The sequence below is a fragment of the Ornithinibacter sp. genome, from assembly GCF_035443565.1.
GTDB lineage: Bacteria > Actinomycetota > Actinomycetes > Actinomycetales > Dermatophilaceae > Fodinibacter.
In genome coordinates, this window is sequence record NZ_DAORSO010000174.1 from 1 (window position 1) to 4,075 (window position 4,075).

The window sequence follows — 4,075 nt, forward strand, 5'->3', positions numbered from 1 at the left end:
GCCGACGATCTTCAACCCGGCCTACGAGATCGTGCCGACCGCGTGAGCGCCGCTGGGACTCCCGCGGCTCCCGCGACGCCGGAGACGGTCGAGGCGCTGATCCGCCACCGGCTGTCCACCGCTCTCGGGGGGTGGCGCGGGTCGATCGAGACGGCGCTGCCGACGGTGGTCTTCGTCGCGCTCTGGACGTGGAGCCAGGACATCAGGCTCGCTGCCGGCGCGGCCATGGGCATCGCCCTGGTGCTCGCCGTGGTGCGGCTGGCGCAGAAGTCGTCGCTGACCCACGTGCTCGGCGCCGTCTTCGCGACCGGCATCGCCGCGTTCTTCGCCCTGCGCTCGGGGCGCGCCGAAGCGGCCTTCCTGCCCGGCATCCTCACCAATGCCGCGTACCTCGTCGGCACGGTGTTCTCGATCCTGGCCCGCTGGCCGGCAGTCGGGTTCCTCGTCGGCGCCGGCGACCCGCGGGCGGCCGAGGACCCGTTCGGGTGGCGCAAGGACCGCGGCATGGTGGCGGTGTGCTCGCGCCTGACGTGGGTGCTCGTCGGGGTCTACGCGATCCGGCTGCTCATCATGGTGCCGCTCTACCTCGCCGCCGAGGTGGCCTGGCTCGGCGTCGCGAAGATCGCCCTCGGCTGGCCGCTGTGGGTGGCCTCGATCGCGATCATGGGGTGGATGCTCGTGGCCGGGCACACCCCGCTGGAGCCTGAGCCGGAGGTCGTCCGCGATCCGGAGGCCGAGCAGGCCTGAGCTCAGCGCTCGTCGTCGGGGTCCTCGGAGTCGCGCTTGTGCCGCTGGCCGGGGCTGAGCAGGGTCTCGAGCTCGGCCTCGACGTCAGGAGTGGTGAGGAAGAGCAGCTCGTCGAGCGGCTCCAGCGCGTCGTCGCGGGTGGGGGCGATCGGGTGGCCCTCGCGGATGATGCCGGTGAGAACCGTGTTGCCCGGCAGCGGCACGTCCCCGACACGTGAGCCGGCGTAGGGGCTGCCCACGGGCAGGGTCATCTCGACCATCATCGCCTTGCCCTGCTGGAACTCGAAGATCCGCACGAGGTCACCGACGCTCACGGCCTCCTCGACCAGGGCGGTCATGATCCGCGGGGTCGAGACCGCGACGTCGACGCCCCAGGCCTCGTCGAACATCCACTCGTTCTTCGGGTTGTTGACCCGGGCCACGGTGCGCGGCACGCCGAACTCGGTCTTGGCGAGCAGGGACAGCACGAGGTTGACCTTGTCGTCACCCGTGGCGGCCACGACGACCTCGCAGTCGGCCAGGCCCGCCTCGCTGAGCGCCTCGATCTCGCAGGCGTCGGCCTGCAGCCAGCTGGCGTCGGGCACCTTGGCCACCCGCTCGCCGTCGGCGTCACGGTCGATGAGGAGCACGTGGTGCTCGTTGCGCAGCAGCTCGCGGGCGATCGAACGCCCGACGCTGCCGGCTCCGGCGATGACGACGCGCATGGGTGACGGGCCTTTCGGTCAGTGGGCCGGGGGAGCGGCGTCGAGCACGCGCTCCGCGGAGGCGAGGTTCTCGCGCAGCAGCGCGAGGTGGAGGAGGTCACCCTCCTGGTAGACCGTGTCCGGCCCGGGCAGCAGGCCGTCGCCGAGGCGGGTCAGGTAGGCGGTGCGCCCGCCCGTCGCGTCCTCGATCTCGCTGATCCGCCGACCGATCCACGCGCTGGAGATCGGCATCTCGGCGATGACGACCTTGCCCGAGGGGTCGGTGAACTCGGGGACGTGACCCTGCGGCAGCAGGCGGCGCACCATCTGGTCGCTCGTCCACTTCACCGTGGCGACGGTGGGGATGCCGAGGCGCTGGTAGATCTCGGCGCGACCGGGGTCGTAGATGCGGGCGACCACGTGCTCGACGCCGTACTTCTCGCGCGCCACCCGGGCGGCGAGGATGTTGGAGTTGTCACCGCTGGAGACGGCGGCGAAGGCGTAGGCGTTCTCGATGCCGGCCGCGCGCAGGGTGTCGCGGTCGAAGCCGACTCCGGTGACCGTGCGGCCCTCGAAGGTCGTGCCCAACCGGCGGAACGACGACTCGTCCTGGTCGATGACGGCGACCTCGTGGCCGGCCCGCTCGATGGCTCTGGCGAGGGAGGCCCCGACGCGGCCGCAGCCCATGATGACGAAGTGCACGGAGTCGACGCTACACCGACGGTCGACCAGCGGTGAGGGCGTCCGGTAACGGGTTCCCGGCGAGGTGGGCACCCGGCATACAGTGTGTGTCGTGCCAAATTCTGGGCGCGTGGTCAAGCGCGTCATCCTCGGTCGCGCGATGCGCAGCGACAACCTCGGTGAGACGCTCCTTCCCAAGCGGCTCGCCCTGCCCGTCTTCGCCAGTGACGCCCTGTCCTCCGTGGCGTACGCCCCCGACGAGATCTTCCTGACCCTCGGCCTGGCCGGCGGCGCGCTCGCGCTCACCCACTCGTGGGAGATCGCCCTGGCGGTCGTCGTCGTCATGGCCGTGGTCATCGCGAGCTACCGGCAGAACGTGCGCGCCTACCCCTCGGGCGGCGGCGACTACGAGGTGGCCAGCGTCAACCTCGGGCCCAAGGCCGGGCTCGGTGTCGGCAGCGCCCTGCTCGTCGACTACGTGCTCACCGTGGCCGTGTCGATCTCCGCCGGGGTGCAGAACGCGGCGGCGGCCTTCGGGTTCGTGCGGGGTCACGAGGCGCTCGTCGCGGTGATCGTCATCGCCGCGCTGACCGCCATGAACCTGCGAGGGGTTCGCGAGTCGGGCACGGCGTTCGCCATCCCGACCTACCTGTTCATGGCCACCGTGCTCGGCATGGCGCTCATCGGGGTGGTCCGCAGGGTCACCGGAAGCCTGCCCCCGGCCGAGAGTGCCGGGCTCGAGCTGCTGCCTGATCCCGGCCACGACGCCATCACCGGGCTGGCCCTGGCCTTCCTGTTCCTGCGCGCGTTCTCCTCTGGGTGCGCCGCCCTCACCGGGGTCGAGGCGATCAGCAACGGGGTGCCGGCGTTCCGCAAGCCCAAGAGCCAGAACGCGGCGACGACGCTGCTGCTCATGGGCTGCATCTCGGTGACGATGATGCTCTCGATGGTGGCGCTCGCGACGTGGACCGGGGTGAAGTACGCCGAGGACCCGGCCGTCCAGCTCGCTCGCGACGGAGTGCTCGTCGGTGAGGACTACGAGCAGCACACCGTGATGGTGCAGGTGGCCCAGTCGGTCTTCTCCGGCTTCCCCGCCGGGGTGGTGCTCGTCTCGATCGTCACGGGGTTGATCCTCGTGCTGGCCGCGAACACGGCGTTCAACGGCTTCCCGGTGCTGGGCTCGATCCTCGCCCGCGACGGCTTCCTGCCCCGCCAGCTGCACACCCGCGGCGACCGGCTCGCGTTCTCCAACGGCATCATCATCCTGGCGGCGGCCGCGGCGCTCCTCGTCGTCATCTACGACGCCAAGGTCACCGCCCTCATCCAGCTCTACATCGTCGGGGTGTTCGTGTCGTTCACCCTGTCGCAGATCGGGATGGTGCGGCACTGGACCCGCCACCTGCGTCTGGAGCGCGACGCGGCCGAGCGCGGTCGGATGCTGCGCAGCCGGGTCATCAACGGGGTCGGCGCTGCGATGTCCGGCACGGTGCTGCTCGTCGTGCTCGCGACGAAGTTCGTGCACGGAGCGGGCTACGCCATCGCCGCGATGGCCGTCCTCTACCTCCTGATGACCCGCATCCGCCGCCACTACGACCACGTGCGCGACGAGCTGAGCGTGCACGAGGGCGACACCAAGGCGCAGATGCTGCCGTCGCGGGTGCACGCCATCGTGCTCGTCTCCAAGATCCACAAGCCGACCCTGCGGGCCGTCGCCTACGCCCGGGCGACCCGCCCGACGATCCTCGAGGCACTGACCGTCGACGTCGACCCCGACGAGACCAAGGCGCTGCAGGCCGAGTGGGTGCGCCGCGACATCCCGGTGCCGCTCAAGGCCCTCGACAGCCCGTTCCGTGAGATCACCCGCCCCGTGGTCGACTACGTGAAGTCGATCCGCTCGGGCAACCCGCGCGACCTCGTCGTCGTCTACATCCCGCAGTACGTCGTCGGGCACTGGTGGGAGCAGA

At 70.9% G+C, this 4,075-nt stretch carries 4 protein-coding genes; 2 read left to right on the top strand and 2 right to left on the bottom strand.

Features of this window, described 5'->3' with window-relative positions:
* The first annotated feature begins 42 nt into the window (after positions 1-42).
* Positions 43-747, top strand: coding sequence for a DUF3159 domain-containing protein (locus tag PLL68_RS12780; RefSeq protein WP_324534656.1), 705 nt, complete (start codon positions 43-45; stop codon positions 745-747).
* Between the two features lie 2 nt (positions 748-749).
* Here the strand turns inward: PLL68_RS12780 and PLL68_RS12785 are convergent, their stop codons facing one another.
* Entirely contained in the window at positions 750-1,451 is a 702-nt protein-coding gene (locus PLL68_RS12785) for a potassium channel family protein (protein ID WP_159899552.1), read from the bottom strand.
* Between the two features lie 18 nt (positions 1,452-1,469).
* Entirely contained in the window at positions 1,470-2,132 is a 663-nt protein-coding gene (locus PLL68_RS12790; protein WP_324534659.1) for a potassium channel family protein, read from the bottom strand.
* Between the two features lie 91 nt (positions 2,133-2,223).
* Here PLL68_RS12790 and PLL68_RS12795 point away from each other — a divergent pair.
* The coding region (locus tag PLL68_RS12795; protein ID WP_502910709.1) for an APC family permease at positions 2,224-4,075 on the top strand (1,852 nt) is incomplete at its 3' end.

Coding starts and splice junctions, on each gene's coding strand:
- PLL68_RS12785 (WP_159899552.1), bottom strand. CDS start 1,451: ATGCGCGTCGTCATCGCCGGAGCCGGCAGCGTCGGGCGTTCGATCGCC.